Source organism: Nostoc sp. FACHB-892 (assembly GCF_014698795.1).
GTDB lineage: Bacteria > Cyanobacteriota > Cyanobacteriia > Cyanobacteriales > Nostocaceae > Nostoc.
In genome coordinates this window covers 1-18,423 of sequence record NZ_JACJTR010000053.1, presented here as the reverse complement: position 1 = coordinate 18,423, position 18,423 = coordinate 1, and the positions used below count along the sequence as shown (strand labels likewise).

The window sequence follows — 18,423 nt, the reverse complement described above, 5'->3', positions numbered from 1 at the left end:
TTTATGAGGGTTTTTTTTATGAAATTTAGTAGCAATGAGCAAAAATTAAGCAATGGTAGTTCATACTGACTTCAAAGCTTTATCCATAAAGGATTACAGTCACCATTGTCTCGCACTGTTCTTGCGAAGTCGCGGCTCACTGCGGCGATCGCTTCAAGATAGCAGATAGAAACAATACTTCCAAAAGTAAGAAAATATAACCCCAAATTTCTTACTTTTATTGCCACAGCCGAGACTTATCAATGGTTTTGAAAGCTTCAGTTGTGCATCTCTATTGCGCGACATTGGCTTCTTCTCCCCAATTGCGATCGTATCAGTCGTACTGGTTTGGTTCAGTTACCAACGCTGTTGCAAATGCAATAACATTTGCTCCATTATCCAATAAATATTATTTTCTATAAAGTCTTGTAGATCCTTTGCTAAATCCTTTTGAGTCCGCCGGATGGCAATTTGGTTTGGTTCCCAAACGATAGTATCGAGAGCAAGAATTGGAATCCTGAAGTCTTTACCAAGTCTATTTGCAAGAGTGCTTTTTCCATAACCGGAATTGCCAAATATTAAAATTCGATGCATTGTGGTGATTTAATGAAGGTGCAGCAGACTGATTTCTCAACTTTCAAACAGCTAAAATTATTAATTACACGATTTTATTCATTCGTGGAATCGGCGATTGAAATTAGTGCAAATACGTTGCTTTTTAGGCATTCTACTTTCAGTGATGTAACGGGGTCAAATGAGCATCCGTCCTCCTATCAATACCCAACTATCTGCTCACAAATCACTACATAAATCGCAATGGTAACTATATCAATTAATTTATGCTTTTTGGTGCGCTCAACTCTTTTATCTTCTAAATCTTTAGAGGTTGTTTGAAAAGTCTTTGGCTGTGATTTTAGGCACTTGTTGATCCCCCCTAACCCTCTTAAAAAGGGGGGGACCGGAATCAAAGTCCCCTTTTTAAAGGGGATTTAGGGGGATCTAAAACTTTTGATACCGATAAAAGGACTTTTCAAGCATCCTCTTAAAATTATCTGCAATTGTGATTTTTTGTGGTAGCTTTATTTCTAAATTTTGTCTCATTCAAATGAATTGATAATACCACTTCATCCCATTTTATTGATTCTTATAGAAACGAATTTATCATCAAGCCTTCTTTATATACGTCTATTAAATTGATATTAACCTACTAACACTTTTTTGCCATCAGTCTTCTTTGTATACATCTATTAAATTGATATTAACCTACTAATATTTTCCTTTTTTCCCATCTATATAAGTTACATTTTGTCAAAACAAATTAGATGCGTTTCCTCTGGAACATTACCTCTTAAATAAATTTTACAAAATTAAGGCAAAAAAGAAATATTTCTTCTCATCCGCAGGGAACCTAATACAGATATTGTTGAAATCGTAAGCTGAGTGCAAACATTAGTTGTTAGGAATTATTTAATGTATTGCTATTTAATTCAACTACCGATTTTTCTGGCTGACAACTAAATGTATTTGCATAAAGCGTAACTCTCATTGGTGGCTTTTTAGTCAATTCAATTGGTTCTGCTACAACAAATTTAGCTGTTTACAATAAATTGCTAGTAGCCACGACAGTTCTATTACACAAGTTCTTCCTTAGGCAACAAGGTAAAATATATGGCAACCTTCCCCACAAAAGGTAATGATACTCTTACCGGCGGTCCAAACGCTGATACTTTGAACGGTCTCGGTGGCAATGATACTTTGGACGGGCTCGGTGGCAACGACATACTTAATGGTGGTCCTGGGTTTGATAACCTTAATGGTGGTACTGGAAATGATAGCCTGCAAGGTGGAACTGGCAACGACATACTTAATGGTGGATCGGGGCTTGATACCCTTGATGGTGGCCTTGGGCTTGATACCCTTAATGGTGGAGGTGGCAATGACATACTTCGTGGTAGCCAGGGAAATGATGTCCTCTCTGGTAGCACTGGAAGGGATAGATTCGTGCTTAGGCAAGGGTTGACCGATAACATTTTCAATGCGGCTAGTGGTAATAGTGACTTTACCCGCATTACTGACTTCAATGTTAACGAGGGCGATGTAATAGAACTACCTAATCTTGGAGTTAATGGTAATGTGAATGAAAGGGGCGATGCAGGAGAAACTATTTCTAATAGCCAGGTTATTCCACCAGGCACAACACCGCTAGATAGTATTTCTGGCACAATTGATAATAATAACGATGTTGACTTGTACCAAATCAATTTAACAGCAGGTGCACAGTTTTCTGCAACAACAACTGATGCAGCTGAATTTGACACACAGTTGTTTTTGTTTGACGAGGATGGCGTTTTGCTCGCACAAAATGATGACGCCAGCAGCCTTCAATCAGAGCTTACGGGTTTATCATTAGATTCTGGAACCTACTATTTGGGAATTTCGAGCTTCAATAACGATCCAAGCAATCCAGTTGGAGACACACTTAACTCCTTCAGAGGTACCGGAAACTCAAGCGGTGACTACACGATTGAATTAGTTGGGGTTGAGTCTAATTCTCCTACGTTTACCTTGGGTGAATCTCCTGCTGGTTTACCTGTAGGAACAGGGTTATTTTTTCAAAACGACTTAATTGCAATTATTCAAGGAAGTGGGGTTCCAACAGATTTTACAACTGGCTTCGATTTCGGTGTCTAGATGCCTGAAATTACGTTTCTAAATTGATTATTCTCCGGTATTTTTCTAGATCGGTTGCTTGAGTATAATGAGTAAAAAGTTTTACTAGTTTGAGGACCAAGCAACCGATCTATCCCTCTTTTAAGAAACAGTATTTGCTTGGGGCTGAGGAGTAAGCTCAAAACCTAAAGCTAGAGCCTTTTTCTGTAGGTTATTGATAACTCGTTCTTGGTAACGTTGCTCATAATAATCCATGCCAGGATCTTGATATTTACCTCCATTCGTCCAAAGTCGGTAAAAAATTCGTGCCAGCTTATGAGCAGTAGCAGTGATAGCTTTGGGCGTACCAAGGCGAGAACGTAAGCGACGATAAAAAGTACCACTAGCAGAATTGATCTCAAAATTTTCAACGCTCTGTTGGTTTCTGTACGACTGAGGCAGCGATCGCTCCTCGCTCTTGCCAAAGCCCAATCAATAAACCATTGGGTGATTGAGTTAACGAAGTAATGCATCTTACAAGATGGCGATCGCACTACAAGATAGGCGCTCGTTCCTTCAAGTCTGCTCTTTCTCCTTATTCAAGTCCCAGAAATCCCGTTTATTAATTGGTTTTGTTAAAAGCTCTATAAATTCATTTACCTTTAATTTTCTGGCAACAACCGCGTCAATAGAGTTTAGTGCAAGAAATAATCTGAGGTCAAGCCAAGGTTGGTGGACAGTAACCCAATCCTTTGATGAAATGTTGCTGGAACGTTTCTATCTCCTCTTTTTGTGGCTGACCATGAGAAACTACAGCAACCTGGTAGCGACGCATGACATCAACAGGGGACTGTCCGCCAGCTAAACTCCAAAGTGCCAATTGTACCCGCTTTGGTGGTGAGTAACTACTTCCTAATTCACTTAAGATTGACCTGAAATTACCATCTTCTTTATGTGATAGTTGATGCTTCAGTCTGACTCTAATCACCCAGCCGTCAATAGTATTAATCACAGTGACAAAACTGACTTTGAGTTGAGGTCTACCATGCAGGTATTCAACCAACCGTAGTGTAAGGCTAGTATTTGCAAGATAGCAGAGGTATTCCATATGAGTGCTGGTGAATTGGGGTTAGTTCACTTTAAAAATATAGGAACAATTTGAGGAACTTGTGAGCAAGAGATTTATCAGTTTTAGGATGTTTTTATAGATTTCTGCTTTACTAGGCTCCGCGATCGCTTGCCAAAAAGTTAATGTTGTACCCAAGTAGGCCTAAATCCGGCATAGAACTTATAGTCCCTTTACAATTGCCCCAAGTGGAAGGCGATCGCCCCTTTTAAGAACTAATTTTCCATTTTGATTGTGATAGAACTCTCGTCTATACATTTAGATAGATTTTCAAACTTTCTACATAATTCTTCATAGTCCTTTTTTAATCAGGACTATGGGGAATTTGAATATATAGCAACTATAGAAAGAATGGATTTTAAATTTGGCATTATACACCAATACAAGACATTTGAATATAATCAAAATACTTAATCTAACTGGGCATCCATCCAAAATATATTTAGTAAGTTTTTTCTGTAAATACTTCTAAAGACTCTGAAAAAATATTATTATTGTCCTTGTAACAAATAATGATTTTATTTGCCAATACGTTTCAATTAGTAGGATTTTTCGCTAAAATTCTCTTAAAAGTTTTTTCAAGCTTTTTCTAATTCTTTCTTTCAAAATGAGAGTTAGGGGATAAAGCATTACCTTAAGCTTATTGGCTTATTTACAGTTTACTAAGTTCTAAAAATATCGAATAAATAATGAAAGTACTTGATAATTTACGCACGCCAGCATTGCTACAAACTCTGCAATTAATTGCTCAACCTACAAAATTTTTAGAAAGCAAAGCTGCTAAGTATGATGATATTTTCACAGTACAGGTAATGGGTTTAAAGTCGCCACCGATAGTATTTTTTAGCCATCCCCAAGCAATTAGTGATTGTTTTGCTATACCTGCACAACAGTTAGATTTTAAGAAAGCAACTCATGTATTTAAACCTTTGTTTGGAGAGAATTCTATTGTATTTCAAGAGGCGCGATCGCACCAACAGCAGAGGCAGTTATTACTACCAGCATTTCATGGCGATAATTTAAAGTCTTATGGACAAGGAATTTGTCAAATAACTGAAAAACTAATACAAGATTGGACATTAGGTAAAAATATTTGTATACATCACTTAATGTCAAATATAACTTTAGAAATTATTTTACAGGTAGTATTTGGTATTACTCATGGTGCGCGTTACCAAGAATTAAAAGAAAAATTGAGTTCTTTATTAGAAGACGTAACTAAACCTTGGTATTCTAGCCTGTTTTTCTTTCCTTTGCTGCAAAAAGATTTAGGTGCATGGAGTCCTTGGGGAATGTTCCTAAAAAGACGAGAGCAAATCGACAAACTTATTTATGCAGAAATTTCTGAAAGACGTTCGCAAAATGATGCTACGCGTACAGACATTCTCAGTATGCTGATGTCAGCGCATGACGTAAATGGACAACAAATGACAGATGAGGAATTACGCGATCAACTAGTTTCATTATTATTGTTGGGTTATGAAACTACATCTGGCGTATTAGCCTGGATATTTTATTTGATTCACTCTCACCCAGAGATGAAACATCGGTTAATGCAAGAACTAAACACTCTGGATGATATCACAAATCCTGAAACAATTGCACAACTACCTTATCTCACCGCCGTCTGTCAAGAAACACTGCGAATTCATCCTATTGCTTTAATTTGCACACCGCGAATGGTAAAAGATAAAGTAGAAATTATGGGACATGAATTTACATCAGAAACAGTTTTAGTTCCCTGTATTCATCTAGCACATCGGAGAGCCGAAACTTATCCAGAACCAGAACAGTTTCGTCCAGATAGATTTCTCAACCACAAATTTTCACCTTACGAATATTTACCTTTCGGTGGTGGTTATCGTGGTTGCATTGGTGCCGCATTTTCTATGTATGAGCTAAAATTAGTCACAGCCATAATATTATCGCATTTTGAACTAAACCTTACTGATAAACGTCCAGTACATCCAATCCGTCGTGGTATTACAATTGTCCCTAGCGGCGGTGTAAAAATGGCTGTTGCCAAAAAAGCAAAACTTAAAAAACAAACAATACTTTCTACTTGATTATTCAATCCTCCGACTTGCATATACCGCAATGTAGATTCGCTTGCTAGTACCTAGCCCTTACAGTAACTAGTAAGAGGAAATTTAGGAGATTACTAATTCATGCCTGATGAGAATCGGTTGGAGGAAAAATTTCTATCACAGGAAGCTGAAAGGAGAGTATCCCAAGAGCTAGATACAGTAGAAGAAATAGAAATAGATGTACAAACCGATCTTTTGAAAATAGTTCAGGGACAGGCGGATGGAGTTTCGGTTGCAGGCCAAGGATTAGTAATCCAAGAAGGCCTTCGGGTACAGGAAATAAAACTGCAAACAGAAAGTATTGCCATTAATCCCTTCAGCGCTATTTTTGGTCAAATAGAACTTAATGAGCCAGTAAATGCCATAGCTCGCATTATAGTTACAGAAGTAGATATTAACCACGCCTTGACCTCAGACTTAATTCGCACCCAGATGCAAAATTTGCAGTTGGATGTAGATGGCGATATTGTTAGTTTTGAGCCGCAAAAAATTCAGGTATTTTTACTTGGTGATGGCAAAATAGAATGTAGGGGAAAGGTACTGTTAAAAGAAATGGGAAATACTCGCCCTTTTGCTTACACCGTGATTCTTCGCCTACGGACTAATTTACAATCCATGATGTTGGAGAGTTTTAACTGCACTGAGGGAGAGGGTATTTCAATAGAATTAGTTACAGCATTTATGCATAAAGCTAAAGAGCTAATCAGTCTACCATATTTTAAATGGGAAGATATAGCCTTTTCTATTAAAGATATAAAAGTAGAAATTGGTAGTTTAATACTTCTGGTAGAAACTCAAGTAAAGCAAATACCATCATCCTTAACCGTACTATCTCCTTAGTGCTATTAACACTAGTTAAGGATATTTTTTGTAACTAGGGAGTGATGCAAATTTATTAAAAGTTTTATAAGCTTTTAAAATCTACTTATTTCTAAATTCCAACTATGCAAGAGTATGATGTTGTGCTAATCGGTGCTGGACACAATGGCTTAGTTTGTGCAGCTTATTTGCTGAAAGCAGGTTATAGCGTCCTGTTACTAGAAAAGCGTTCTGTTCCAGGCGGTGCAGCAACAACTGAAGAATGTTTACCACAAGAGGCTCCTGGATTTAAATTTAACTTGTGTGCTATTGACCATGAATTTATTCACTTAGGGCCAGTTGTTGAAGAATTAGAACTAGAAAAATACGGCTTGCATTATTTGGAGTGCGATCCAGTTGTTTTCTGTCCTCATCCTGATGGGAAGTATTTCTTAGCACATAAATCGCTAGAAAAAACTTGTGCAGAAATCGCTCGTTATAGTGAACGTGATGCTAAAAAATACGCAGAATTTGTAGATTATTGGCAACGAGCGATCGGTGCAATGGTTCCTATGTTTAATGCACCGCCAAAGTCAGTTATAGATATCCTTGGTAATTACGATATCAAAAAATTAAAAGATTTATTTTCGATGATTGGTTCCCCGAATAAAACGCTGGACTTTATTCGCACCATGTTAACCAGCGCTGAAGATTTACTTAACGAGTGGTTTGATGAGGAATTTCTAAAAGCGCCATTAGCCAGACTCGCAGCAGAACTTGGTGCGCCGCCATCGCAAAAAACCCTGGCCATTGGTGCAATTATGATGGCAATGCGTCACAATCCTGGAATGGCCAGACCACGCGGCGGAACTGGCGCACTTGTGAAAGCTTTAGTGAATTTAGTCACAAGTAAAGGTGGGGTTATTCTCACAGACCAGCATGTTGAAAAAGTTCTAATTGATGATGGCAAAGCTGTTGGTGTGCGAGTGGCTGGTAATACCGAATATCGGGCTAAATACGGGGTTATTTCTAATATTGATGCCAAGCGGTTATTTTTGCAAATGACTGATAAAAGCGATATCGATGGAGCCGATCCAGATTTATGGGAAAGGTTAGAACGCCGCATCGTTAACAATAATGAAACTATCCTAAAAATAGACTTAGCTTTAGACGAACCACTCCGCTTTCCATACCACGCCCACAAAGACGAATATCTCGTTGGTTCTATCTTAATTGCCGATTCTGTGGCTCATGTAGAACAGGCTCATAGTAAATGTAGCTTGGGAGAAATTCCTGATGCTGATCCATCAATGTATGTGGTCATGCCTAGTTATTTAGACCCCACATTAGCACCACCCGGTAAGCACACTGTATGGATTGAGTATTTTGCCCCTTACCAAATTGCTGGTGCAGAAGGCACTGGTTTAAAAGGTACTGGTTGGACAGATGAATTGAAAAACAAAGTTGCAGATAGGGTGGTCGATAAGTTAGCAGACTATGCACCAAATGTCAAGAATGCAACGATCGCTCGTCGTGTAGAAAGTCCAGCAGAACTAGGAGAAAGATTAGGTGCGTATAAAGGGAATTATTACCATATTGACATGACTTTAGATCAGATGGTATTTTTCCGCCCCCTGCCAGAAATAGCTAACTATAAAACGCCAATTGAGAATCTATTTTTGACTGGTGCTGGCACTCATCCAGGCGGTTCGATTTCGGGAATGCCGGGACGCAATTGTGCGCGTGTATTTTTGCAGGCAAAGCATCCCATTAGCCAAACTTTGAAGGATGCGCGGGATTCGATTAAGTCAACTGTAGAGTCAGTGTTTGGAATTAATTAAGCGACATTTATCTGGTGGAAACGAATGTAGAGACGTAGTATTACTACATCTCTACAAGGGTTCTAGATAACGCATATTTAATTTCTGAAGATGTCTCACGCGATATTTACCACAATTACTAGCTAGAGTAGCTATTCCTGACATCTATAGCTACTGTGGCTACGGAGTGAACGGTGCTACTAGTGTAAAAGTGGCATCGTTTAAAAATAAACTATTAGTGCTGTATGGGTCAATATATAGTTCAAAGTTTCTGTGGCGTATATAGTAAGTAGGCAAATTATATGAGCTAAAAGAAACGTTTGTTGAACTTGCTAGACCTGGTTTTATACAAAACGTTGCATCATTTTTGAACAGCGCAGTATTGTCATTACGAGCTAATGTAATTCTCAAATTCTGATGTCTTAAGTAGTATCCTGCTAAATTTGAGGATTCAAATGAAACACAGTTAGAAGACGCTAACCCCGACTTGACTGTAAATCTTGCGTCTGCTCTGTCGAGAGAACTTGAAATGCGGCTAATTTCGCCAAGGAAATTGCGATGACGAATATAGGAGTTAGGAATATTAAATGCTCGTATTGAAACAGCAGGTTCAACAGGAGTTGATTGTGCGATCGCAGGATTAATTAACGCGGAAATAGATATAGGAAGCACTGATAGGGTTAGTGCTAATGCAAAAAAGGTTTTCATAGTTACAATCCTTTAAATGCCATTTGCAACAATGCTCTTATTTGAAATTTAGTCTTAGTACAGCTTTGCGTGCGTAAAATAGTCACGTTTTTAAATGCAGACGAGTGCAAAGTAAACGCAAAGCAACGCAGAGCTTTAATTAATTTCATTCATTAGGAATAATTAATTAGATTATTATACTTAGTTCCAGGAATTTTGGAAATTAGTTATAAATCTTTATATAACCCATCTTCCGATTAAAGGCTTTGTGGAATGAAACTACTCTTATTAGTCGCTGCATCAAAACTGATTTAAATTAAACTCTAATAAATTAGTTTATATTAAAGTTAAAGTCTTAATAAAGTCTCAGGATTCAATGGGACTAAGATAATTTGAAACCCTTATCTTAGTGGCAATTTCACCTTAAGACCCAAGTCTTGTTAATTGAGATGGTAGCTTGATTTACGCCGTGCTGTACTAATACGATCGCACCCTTGTTAATAATACCACACAAGTGAGATGTCTACAACGAGCTACGCCTACGCAACGTAAATATAGCAACCCTATTTGATTCCCTCTCCACCTAGAGGCTTAGATCCCCGACTTATTGAAAAAGTCGGGGATATTTATCTTCGTAACTCCTGCATGGATTGCTATAACAACACTAATTGTTGTTTTTTGAGCGAGATAGGTTCTAAGCAATTGCTTTATGTATATTTAATATGATAATGTAACATACGCTTGATTTTAACAGAATCTATGCATCATCAGCAAACTTATTTTTCAAAATTTGAGTAAATGAATGGTAAAAACTAGTGTATTTTGATAATTCAAAAAACGAATAAATTTTAACATCATTTGATAAATTCTGTAGGTACAGCATGGTTTTTCGGCGCTGCTTCGTTGCATCTGGCTTGATAGCTTTCTTGGCATTTGGCTGTAGTGGTGGGGCAAACTCATCAACAGAAAAGACTAGACAAGTTGTGCAAGAAAGTAATGTAACCCAGCTTTTCATAGAAGCGAAGGTTACCCAGAAAGCAGAAGATTTCTTTCATCAAGGTAATAATTTATTAGATGGACAACGTTATGAAGATGCAATAAAAGCATACGACAAAGCGATCGCCATCAAAGTTGAGAGTCCTGAAGCTTGGATTAACCGTGGCATAGCCTTAACATCGTTGCAACGCAACAAAGATGCGATCGCATCCTACGATAAAGCGATCGCCATTAAACCCGGCAAATATGAAGCTTGGTATAATCGTGGCATAGCCTTAATGTCGTTGCAACGCTACAAAGACGCTATTGGCTCTTACGACAAAGCGATCGCTATTCAACCCGACAAGTATCAAGCCTTAATTAATCGAGGCATTGCTCTGACAAAACTACACCGCTACCAAGATGCGATCGCATCTTATGATAGAGCGATCGCCATCAAGCAAGATTTACACCAAGCATATTACAACAAAGCTTGTTCTTATGCTTTACAAAGCAATCTCAAATTAGCAATTGAGAACTTAAACAAAGCAATCCAGCAGGTTCCTGATAAATACAAGAAATTAGCACAAACTGATCCAGACTTTAGCAAAATACGTAATGAAAAACAGTTTCAGACATTACTTCAATAGTATTATTTAGCTAGGACTCAGTGTAAACTATAAACTTGCCGTAGCAATAATTTTTTCTCTTAAACGGTTTACGATTAGACATGAAAAAATTGTTAATCACCGGAGCAAGTGGTTTTTTGGGATGGCATCTTTGCCAGCTTGCAAAACAAGAATGGGAAGTTTATGGCACTTATTTTTTCCATTCTCTAGAGATTCCGGGCATCAAAATGCTAAAAGTGAACTTAACAGATTTTCAAGAATTGCAGCGTATATTTAGTGATGCCAAACCAACAGCAGTCATTCATACTGCTGCACTATCACAACCAAATTTTTGTCAAACCCATCCCGAAGAATCGCACGCAATTAACGTCACAGCATCCTGCAATATTGCCGGACTGTGTGCAGATAATTCTATTCCTTGTGCTTTTACCTCAACCGACTTAGTTTTTGATGGCTTAAATGCTCCTTATCGAGAAATAGATGCCGTGTGTCCTGTCAATCTTTACGGTGAGCAAAAAGTCATGGCAGAAGCAGGTATGCTGGAAAGATACCCGATGACCGCAGTGTGTCGGATGCCGTTAATGTTTGGTGCAGCAACACCCACAGCTAAAAGTTTTATTCAGCCATTTATTCAAACTTTACAAGCAGAAAAAGAACTAAATTTATTTATAGATGAATTTCGCACCCCAGTGAGTGGGAAAACTGCTGCCAAAGGACTTTTATTAGCATTGGAAAAAGTTAACGGCATTATTCACTTAGGTGGAAAAGAACGAATTTCGCGTTATGATTTTGGACGAATATTAGTGGAAGTGTTTCAACTCCCCGCTATCGGTCTTAAATCTTGCCGACAACAAGATGTGAAAATGGCAGCACCTAGACCAGCAGATGTTTCTTTGGATAGTTCTAAAGCTTTTGCATTGGGTTATCAGCCTTTATCTGTAAAGGAACAATTAGAGGAGTTAGAAGTTTTAATTCCTAACTCCTAATCTCATATCCGCCAAATTACCCATAATAAAAGAACCCCTCCCGCTTTCAAAGGTAGGGTGGTTTCATACAACCAACTCTGTGTTCGGGAGCATCATAAATTATTTTTAAACCGCAGAGGCGCAGAGAACGCTGAGAAAAAACAATCTTATTTTACGAGTCATCTTGAAAGTCTTAATAGAAATCCTAGCCATTTTTCTAGGATGAGTTCTCCCCATTTTTCCGATGTCATCTGGGTTGGTAAAACGGCAAGATATGAACATCTAATAACGTTTGCACAAAAATCTTATGTCTTCATTACTGGCTTTATCCAACAGTTTAGCTGATACCGTAGAACAAGCTGGAAGCAGTGTGATTGCAGTTAATGCGGGTACTCGTGTTTCTGCAAGTGGCATTCACTGGCGCAATGGAATTATTGTTACTTCTGATGAGTCCCTCCAGCGCTACGACGATATTACCATCACTCTATCAAGTGGTAGCACTGCACCAGTAACGCTTATCGGTCATGACTCTAGCACTGATATCGCTGTTTTTAAACTAGAAAATGTAGAAATACCTGTGGCAAAAATTGGCGATGCCAAAACGCTCAAAGTTGGTCATCTGGTACTAGGGTTAGCAAGAGGTAGCGAAGGTGACTTAAGGGCGGCGATGGGTGCGGTGAGTGTGGTTAGTGGTGCTTGGCGGAGTATGAGTGGCGGAAATATTGACCAATTCATCCGCCCAGATATCACTCTTTACTCTGGTTTTGCAGGTGGGCCGTTGGTAGATGCTGCTGGTTTTGTGGTAGGCATGAATACATCAGGGCGGCGTGGTACTGCTTTGACTATTCCTACTGTTACAGTCGATCGCGTGGTTGACCAATTAGTAGCAAAAGGACACATTTCAAAAGGCTACTTAGGTGTGGGAATGCAACCTGTACGCTTACCAAAGAACCTGAAAACTGCTCTCAATTTAACTTCTGCAACTGGGGTAATTGTCGTTAATGTTGAGCCTTCCGGGCCAGCTGACAATGCAGGTGTGCTGCTTGGCGATGTTTTGGTAACATTTGATGGCGTAACTGTGGGCGATACAGGTGATGTACTGGCGCTGCTTAATGATAGCGATCGCATTGGTAAAACTGTCAACGTGCAAGTTGTCCGGGGTGGAGTGTTAGTTGAGTTAGCGATCGCAGTTGGCGAACGACCTTTGTAATTCGTAATTTGGAACTCGGACGTTGAGCTTCTGAACTTGGAACTTCCACCTTTTTGCTCGAACGTTGAGCTTCTGAACTCGGAATTTCGACCTTTTTGCTCGGACGTTGGGCTTCTGAACTCGGAATTTCGACCTTTTTGCTCGGACGTTGGGCTTCTGAACTCGGAACTTCGACCTTTTTGCTCGAACGTTGGGCTTCTGAACTCGGAACTTCGACCTTTTTGCTCGAACGTTGAGCTTCTGAACTCGGAACTGTCAAAATTTACTTTCCAAAGTTGGGTTGACTGATATCTTGCAGCACTCTCAATTATCCCAACTCGACTAAAAACTATTGTCAGTTCACTGATTTTATTTTGACATGGGGAAAAATTGTATAACATGGCAAACACAACATTAACTAACATTGCTGCTGAATTAACAGAGGTAGCTGCTAAACTACGCCTACGCACTGTCAAAGTGAAAAGCGGCTCTTTAGGAGTCGGTTCTGGTGTAATTTGGCAATCTGACGGACTAATTATTACTAATGCTCATGTGGCTACCAGCAACCGCGCAACTGTGGAATTGGCAGATGGAAGGGTATTTGATGCGGTGCGTACACAATTTGATCCACAGCAGGATTTAGCAGCCCTGAAAATTGTCGCCACTAATTTAACTGCTGCAACCATTGGCAATTCTGAGGCGCTACGAGTGGGTGAATTAGTTTTGGCGGTGGGTAATCCGTTTGCTGACAGTGGTGCTGTGACAACTGGAATTATCTATGCAAATAATCCACGGGCTGTTATGGCTGATTTGCAGCTATATCCTGGAAATTCTGGGGGGCCACTTGCCGACTGTCTCGGTCGAGTTGTGGGAATAAATACGATGATTGTTAATGGTTTGGCTGTGGCAGTTCCCAGCGGCACCGTTGAGCGTTTTTTACAGGAAAATAGTCGTCCGCAACTGGGAGTTACACTCCAACCTGTGCTTTTAAGTAGGCGTAGCTTGGGTTTATTAGTGTTGTCAATTTTACCTGGCAGTGCGGCAGAAACTGCTGGTGTGCAAATCGGCGATGTTTTAATTGGAGTTTCGGGGCGATTATTCACTAGCATGAATGATTTAAGCAAATATCTTCATGAGAGAAAAGGATCTGTGCCGCTACAACTCCTACGCGGTGGGCAGCAATTCATGATTTATGTTGAGGTGCAGTCTGATAAAACTGCTGTGGAGGCAACATGATCCGAGTGATGGTAGTTGCCACTTCCCCTGTTGTGCGGGCAGGGTTATCAGTTGTGGTGGCTACCAATCCTCGGCTGACAGTTGTGGGGAGTGCATCCGATTTGGATGTATTGGCAAGAGAAGCTGGGCAATTACAACCAGATGTGGTGCTGGTAGATTTGAGTGGCAATCTTCAACAATCAGTGTGGGATAAATTGCTGCTAATTCAAGAGGAGCAATACCCGCTAGGAATGATCGTTATTGTTGAGGAACTCGACAGCATAGATTTAGAAACAGCGTTACGTTCTGGTATCCGGGGGATATTGCCCAGTAATAGCACAGAATCAGAAATTGTTGCTGCTGTGGAGGCGATCGCTTTTGGTTTGGTAGTACTGCACCCGGATGCTATAGAATTACTATCTATCCGCGAAAAAGTGGTGGCAAATCCTGTGCAAACCTTGACACCACGGGAGATAGAGGTTTTAGGTATGCTTGGCTCTGGGTTAGGGAATAAAGCGATCGCTAAAAGCCTGCACATTTCGGAGCATACCGTCAAATTTCATCTCTCATCTATTTTTCAAAAGCTCAGTGTCTCTAGCCGCACCGAGGCTGTTGCTGTGGGTGTGCGACTGGGTTTGATTATGCTGTGATTTGTAGTGATTATCGGTTAAATGCAATAGACCTGCCTTGAAAATAGGGACTGGGGACTGGGGAAGAAATATTTTCATTCCTTCGTTGTGCTCGCGTAGCGTGCGCTTTGCGCTCACCGTGTTCATGGAGTCTCTTGCATACAGAGATTTTCAGTTGAGTAGACTATAAAAAAAGACCTAACCCCCAGCCCCTTAAGAGCGAGCGTTGGGGAGTAAGATTCAAAGCCTCTCTCCTAAAAGGAGCTACGGTGTACACACATCTCTGTACAGACCCAAAATCGTTGGAGATCCCCCTAAATCCCCCTTAAAAAGGGGGACTTTAAGAGACTTTTGCCCCCCTTCTTAAGGGGGGTTGGGGGGATCAAAAGGCTCTGGGGCAACTCTATAAGACTTGTGTGTACACCGTAGCCTAAAAGGAGAGAGGAATGGAAGTGAGGTCAAAAATTAAGTTGCACATCGCGCGCGTGAAGTCTATTCAATATCAAATGATGACATACAGCCTCAAATCAGGTCATGGTGTATCAATACCTTAGCCAAAATAAGAGGATTAAGAGAGGGTCCGATATGAATAAGAAGGGGGAAGGGGGAAAGGAACCCCTAACTTAAAAGTTAGGGTGCTGTTGATACTTGCCCTTAGCTCTTGTATGACGGCAGTTTCCATATGTTTCGTTATTTCTGCGTAATTCTTAGCAGTGCATAGCCTTAACTTAACAGTATTGCCTTATACAGAAGTAATCTGTTTAGCCTGTATCATGCCTGGTGTTGGACTTTTAACATCCCAAACCATACCTGTTACTTCAAGAGACCGGATAACCCAGTAACCTAGATCAAATTGCCACCATTTCATACCAAACTTTGCCGAGTTTGGGAAAGCATGATGGTTGTTATGCCACCCTTCTCCAAGAGTTACAATGGCAAGCCAAATAATATTTCCGCTTTGATCAGCGTTTTGAAAACGGTAGCGACCAAAGACGTGGGTAATGGAATTGATGCACCAAGTCGTGTGGTGAGATAAGAAGATTCGGACAATTCCTCCCCACATAAACCCTTGGAATGCTCCAATACTACTTCCTGTAAGAATCCCTTCTATAGCCGTAGGAATAGCAAGACCTAGTATTATCCAAATTAGGTAAAGCTGATTAATTTTGACAATGGTAGGGTTGTGAACCAAGTCTTTGGCAAAAATTAATGGATTCACAATCAAGCTCTCAAACAGCCAGCCAATATGGGCATAGTATAGTCCGCGTAATTGATTATAAATTCCGTTTCCATGAAGACGAGGTGAATGAGGATCGTTGGGCTGATCGCTGTACTGATGATGGCATCTATGAGTAGCTACCCAAAAAATTACAGGTCCTTGAGCAGCCATAGAGCCAAGAATGGCTAGAGTGATCTCTATGACTTTGTTTGACTTGAAAGCTCTGTGTGCAAAGTATCGATGAAAGCCTACAGTAATTCCAAGCCCCGTTAAAATGTACATACTAACCAACAACGATAATTCGATCAAACCAATCCCTAATAGCGGCAATAATCCAATGGCGAGAACTGAGCCAAGAAAAGGGATTAATACAGTAGTCCTAGCTATATACCTTTGTTGATTCTGTAACTCTTTATTCGCCAAGGTTATTCGGCTCCTAGGAGTTAAAGCTGTAGAAAACTCAAGTTCTTTTGTGGTATTTGGTTGCATATGTATCTGGTAAGCTACTTACTTCTAAACAAACGTAGTTGTCATTAATCACAAGGGGATTAGGATCTGGCTTCATTACTCGAGTTAAGGAAGTAGCCTTGAAGTGGACTATGTTGATAAGTATTTCATGTGAAGGCAGAAAAGAAAAAACCCGAACTACAAGCTAGTAGTTTGCCAACCCAAAATTGCGCTTGTGGAGGTCGGCAGAGGAGCAGGGGAGCAGAGGAGAGATTTGTACAAGTTCTTTCACCTCTGCCCCTTTGCCCCTCTGCCCCTCTGCTTGCCACCACGCAAAGTTTGTGTGGCGAAGCACTAGTGGTCTGTTAATTTTCTATTTGTGGATAAAGATGCTTGAGACGGATACGGGCATCCGCTGTTGTGAACTGCCAATCTACGGATTTTTGCGAATGATTACGATGCCCGTATCCGGTTGAATGTACCAAGCCGATTGGTGAAGCGAGGTAACTTTGGCTGTAGTATGACCGCTAACCCCAGTAGATATTTGTTGCGATTCAATTACCGCAACGGTTTTACCTGCACGTTTAAGTAGTCTTGCAGCAGTGATTACCGCAATACCTGCGCCGACAATTGCAACATCTACAGATAGATTATTGCTAAGTGGTGGAAAATTAGCTGTGGGTGTCGAGTCAATCCAGTAAGAAATGTGCTTTTCTGATAAATTAGGCATATTTTTCCCTTGATAGTGTTCGAGAGATGCAATACATTGATAACAGAATTAGTCTTCAAAACAAGATTTAAAGAGTTAGTTTTACTTGCTACTTAACTTTTAAGGAATGAACCACAATTTTCCTCAATTACGATTTATACACATATTTTTCATGTTTATCTTTAAAATAGACGTTTTAAATAGAAAACAAAAGTATCTTACGGATAAATTTTATTGATAAATTAGAAAATATATATTAACCTTAAGGCATAGAGCAGCATTGTTATAATTTTTAGAGTGAACATATTGAATTTCATGAATACTCAATAAAGGTGATATTTTATTTGTGGGAATAATATTCAAGTAGAAAATTGATTTTAATTTTATATATATCGACGAACTAATCTAGGAGAGCCATAATTAACCTGAGTTGGGGATAATAAATCCTCAAAACCCTTGATTTATCATTGTTCGGTTTAAAGCTCTGTTTTAATCTATTCTCGATAAGACATATTGTTGAGACTAGCCTCATTTGTGAAGCTTATTGACAAAATGATTCCACTTTAATCACTTCTTTTATCACTTAGAGTTTTGCTCAATCCTTACAGAATAAGTAAGCTTTTAAGCTTCTAGCTTAACCAGAATTCAAGACTATACAACTTATACGTAATTTCAACGTTTATTCAAACATTTGATATAGCAATCCTAAATTATTCGTGAAAAATTAAATCCCCGACAACTTTTAAGAAGTTGGGGATTTGGACACCGCAAATTTTTTACTTTTTCATAATTAAAATTAGTTGCTCTGTACCTCAATTACGAATTACGTAAAGCCTGCGGCATAGCTCCGCTTAGAGCGTAGCGGTAGCGAGTTCGTGTTCGCTTTTAGCGTCTCGTAGAGAGCGTCATTACGAATTACGAATTATCTGTGATTCGTCCAATCAAATTTGCAACCATAAATACCAATTCAGTAAGCTCAATCGGTTTAGCTAAATGCATTTGGAAACCAGCATCAATTGCCCTTTGCCGCTCTTGCTCAGTGACATAGGCAGTGATTGCCGCTGCTGGAATTTGTCCCCCGGCTTCCGGCTCAAGTGCTCTGACTTGACGAATCAGGGAAATACCATCCTCATCTGGCATCCCAATATCTGCTAGAAGCAGATCATATTTGCCAGGAGATTCAGTTAAAGCAGCGATCGCTTCCCTTGCCGATGTCACGATTACTACTTCAGCTCCGAAGTCTTCTAACATCCACCTGATTAAGTCGCGGCTATCCACTTGATCATCTACAGCCAAGATG

General features: G+C 39.7%; 17 protein-coding genes and 1 pseudogene. 9 read left to right on the top strand and 9 right to left on the bottom strand.

The window, feature by feature from the left end; genetic code table 11:
* Positions 1–336 precede the first annotated feature (336 nt).
* Positions 337–573: a hypothetical protein gene (locus H6G96_RS34725; RefSeq protein WP_242063524.1), complete on the bottom strand. Its 237-nt coding sequence runs from the start codon at positions 571–573 to the stop codon at positions 337–339.
* A gap of 177 nt (positions 574–750) precedes the next feature.
* Positions 751–908: pseudogene (locus H6G96_RS41840) on the bottom strand (transposase family protein); the annotation flags it as partial.
* A gap of 739 nt (positions 909–1,647) precedes the next feature.
* Between H6G96_RS41840 and H6G96_RS34715 the strand changes: the two are divergent.
* Entirely contained in the window at positions 1,648–2,670 is a 1,023-nt protein-coding gene (locus tag H6G96_RS34715) for a DVUA0089 family protein (protein ID WP_190918242.1), read from the top strand.
* Positions 2,671–2,790: 120 nt separating this feature from the next.
* On the opposite strand, the gene H6G96_RS34710 is transcribed toward H6G96_RS34715, so the two are convergent.
* Both H6G96_RS34710 and H6G96_RS34705 read right to left on the bottom strand, forming a co-directional pair.
* Positions 2,791–3,120 (bottom strand): hypothetical protein, encoded by a 330-nt coding sequence (locus H6G96_RS34710; protein WP_199339828.1) that lies wholly within the window; start codon positions 3,118–3,120, stop codon positions 2,791–2,793.
* Between the two features lie 226 nt (positions 3,121–3,346).
* A complete protein-coding gene (locus H6G96_RS34705) occupies positions 3,347–3,736 on the bottom strand; it encodes a hypothetical protein (RefSeq protein ID WP_190918229.1) in 390 nt (129 codons plus the stop codon).
* Between the two features lie 707 nt (positions 3,737–4,443).
* Between H6G96_RS34705 and H6G96_RS34700 the strand changes: the two genes are divergently transcribed.
* From H6G96_RS34700 to crtO, 3 genes are all read left to right on the top strand, one after another.
* Entirely contained in the window at positions 4,444–5,820 is a 1,377-nt protein-coding gene (locus H6G96_RS34700; RefSeq protein WP_190918226.1) for a cytochrome P450, read from the top strand.
* A gap of 102 nt (positions 5,821–5,922) precedes the next feature.
* Entirely contained in the window at positions 5,923–6,681 is a 759-nt protein-coding gene (locus H6G96_RS34695) for a DUF2993 domain-containing protein (RefSeq protein ID WP_190918223.1), read from the top strand.
* Positions 6,682–6,785: 104 nt separating this feature from the next.
* Positions 6,786–8,480: a beta-carotene ketolase CrtO gene (crtO, locus tag H6G96_RS34690; RefSeq protein ID WP_190918220.1), complete on the top strand. Its 1,695-nt coding sequence runs from the start codon at positions 6,786–6,788 to the stop codon at positions 8,478–8,480.
* Positions 8,481–8,639: 159 nt separating this feature from the next.
* Here the strand turns inward: crtO and H6G96_RS34685 are convergent, their stop codons facing one another.
* Positions 8,640–9,167, bottom strand: coding sequence for an AbfB domain-containing protein (locus H6G96_RS34685; RefSeq protein ID WP_190918218.1), 528 nt, complete (start codon positions 9,165–9,167; stop codon positions 8,640–8,642).
* Between the two features lie 860 nt (positions 9,168–10,027).
* Here H6G96_RS34685 and H6G96_RS34680 point away from each other — a divergent pair.
* The 3 genes from H6G96_RS34680 (at position 10,028) to H6G96_RS34670 (ending at position 12,925) form a co-directional block, all read left to right on the top strand.
* Positions 10,028–10,771: a tetratricopeptide repeat protein gene (locus tag H6G96_RS34680; protein ID WP_190918216.1), complete on the top strand. Its 744-nt coding sequence runs from the start codon at positions 10,028–10,030 to the stop codon at positions 10,769–10,771.
* 80 nt (positions 10,772–10,851) lie between these two features.
* Positions 10,852–11,736, top strand: a complete 885-nt coding sequence (locus H6G96_RS34675) for an NAD(P)-dependent oxidoreductase (RefSeq protein ID WP_190918214.1) — start codon at positions 10,852–10,854, stop codon at positions 11,734–11,736.
* A 286-nt stretch (positions 11,737–12,022) separates the two neighbouring features.
* Entirely contained in the window at positions 12,023–12,925 is a 903-nt protein-coding gene (locus H6G96_RS34670; protein WP_190918212.1) for a PDZ domain-containing protein, read from the top strand.
* On the opposite strand, the gene H6G96_RS34665 is transcribed toward H6G96_RS34670, so the two are convergent.
* Positions 12,855–13,184, bottom strand: a complete 330-nt coding sequence (locus tag H6G96_RS34665) for a hypothetical protein (RefSeq protein WP_190918210.1) — start codon at positions 13,182–13,184, stop codon at positions 12,855–12,857. The genes H6G96_RS34670 and H6G96_RS34665 overlap by 71 nt on opposite strands.
* A gap of 119 nt (positions 13,185–13,303) precedes the next feature.
* Here H6G96_RS34665 and H6G96_RS34660 point away from each other — a divergent pair, with 119 nt between their 5' ends.
* Both H6G96_RS34660 and H6G96_RS34655 read left to right on the top strand, forming a co-directional pair.
* The gene (locus tag H6G96_RS34660) at positions 13,304–14,140 is read left to right on the top strand and encodes a trypsin-like peptidase domain-containing protein (protein WP_190918208.1); all 837 of its coding nucleotides are present in this window, start codon (positions 13,304–13,306) and stop codon (positions 14,138–14,140) included.
* The gene (locus H6G96_RS34655) at positions 14,137–14,769 is read left to right on the top strand and encodes a response regulator transcription factor (RefSeq protein WP_190918206.1); all 633 of its coding nucleotides are present in this window, start codon (positions 14,137–14,139) and stop codon (positions 14,767–14,769) included. Before H6G96_RS34660 ends, H6G96_RS34655 begins: the two co-directional genes overlap by 4 nt.
* A gap of 721 nt (positions 14,770–15,490) precedes the next feature.
* On the opposite strand, the gene H6G96_RS34650 is transcribed toward H6G96_RS34655, so the two are convergent.
* The 3 genes from H6G96_RS34650 to H6G96_RS34640 all read right to left on the bottom strand — a co-directional run.
* Positions 15,491–16,390: an acyl-CoA desaturase gene (locus tag H6G96_RS34650; protein ID WP_242063523.1), complete on the bottom strand. Its 900-nt coding sequence runs from the start codon at positions 16,388–16,390 to the stop codon at positions 15,491–15,493.
* Positions 16,391–16,847: 457 nt separating this feature from the next.
* Positions 16,848–17,144, bottom strand: coding sequence for an FAD-dependent oxidoreductase (locus H6G96_RS34645; RefSeq protein ID WP_242063522.1), 297 nt, complete (start codon positions 17,142–17,144; stop codon positions 16,848–16,850).
* An 894-nt stretch (positions 17,145–18,038) separates the two neighbouring features.
* On the bottom strand, positions 18,039–18,423 hold a 385-nt coding region (locus H6G96_RS34640; protein ID WP_190918203.1), incomplete at its 5' end, for a response regulator.